Here is a 1,206-nt window from a genome sequence, read left to right on the forward strand (position 1 = left end):
CTGCCTGGTTGTTTATGACTTCCCACATCGTTTTCCACTTAATTATGATTTTGGGACCTTAGCTGGCGGTCTGGGTTGTTTCCCTTTTCACGATGGACGTTAGCACCCATCGTGTGTCTCCCATGATAACATTCTTTAGTATTCGTAGTTTGCATTGGTTTAGTAATCCAAGATGGACCCTTAGCCAAAACAGTGCTCTACCCCCAAAGATGAATTCATAAGGCGCTACCTAAATAGCTTTCGGGGTAGAGCACTGTTTTGGCTAAGGGTCCATCTTGGATTACTAAACCAATGCAAACTACGAATACTAAAGAATGTTATCATGGGAGACACACGATGGGTGCTAACGTCCTTCGTGAAAAGGGAAACAACCCAGACCGCCAGCTAAGGTCCCAAAATCATAATTAAGTGGAAAACGATGTGGGAAGTCATAAACAACCAGGGCGTTGGCTTAGAAGCAGCCATCATTTAAAGAAAGCGTAATAGCTCACTGGTCGAGTCATCCTGCGCGGAAAATGTAACGGGGCTAAATTATGTACCGAAGCTGCGGCAACAATATTTCATATATTGTTGGGTAGGGGAGCGTTCTGTAAGCCAATGAAGGTATATTGTAAAGTATACTGGAGGTATCAGAAGTGCGAATGCTGACATAAGTAACGAAAAAGCGGGCAAAAAACCCGCTCGCCGAAAAACTAAGGTTTCCTGTTCAACGGTAATCGAAGCAGGGTAAGTCGGCTCCTAAGGCGAGGTCGAAAGGCGTAGTCGATGGGTAACAGGTTAATATTCCTGTACTAGATGTAACTGCGAAGGGGGTACGAAGAAAGCTAAGTTCGCCAGGTGACGGTTATCCTGGTTTAAGCATGTAGGTGAAAAAGCAGGATAACCGTCACCTGGCGAACTTAGCTTTCTTCGTACCCCCTTCGCAGTTACATCTAGTACAGGAATATTAACCTGTTACCCATCGACTACGCCTTTCGACCTCGCCTTAGGAGCCGACTTACCCTGCTTCGATTACCGTTGAACAGGAAACCTTAGTTTTTCGGCGAGCGGGTTTTTTTTGCCCGCTTTTTCGTTACTTATGTCAGCATTCGCACTTCTGATACCTCCAGTATACTTTACAATATACCTTCATTGGCTTACAGAACGCTCCCCTACCCAAAAATATATGAAATATTGTTGCCGCAGCTTCGGTACATAATTTAGCCC

Annotated in this window: 1 rRNA gene and 1 other annotated feature; the gene reads right to left on the bottom strand. The window is 44.9% G+C overall.

Features of this window, described 5'->3' with window-relative positions:
* Window positions 1-1,206: a sequence feature (most likely nonfunctional fraction of RNA operon), on the top strand.
* Window positions 614-1,206 (bottom strand): 23S ribosomal RNA (locus CEX73_RS03505); the annotation flags it as partial. (Overlaps the previous feature by 593 nt.)

It is taken from the genome of Candidatus Palibaumannia cicadellinicola (genome assembly GCF_002855795.1).
Lineage (GTDB): Bacteria > Pseudomonadota > Gammaproteobacteria > Enterobacterales > Enterobacteriaceae > Baumannia > Baumannia cicadellinicola_C.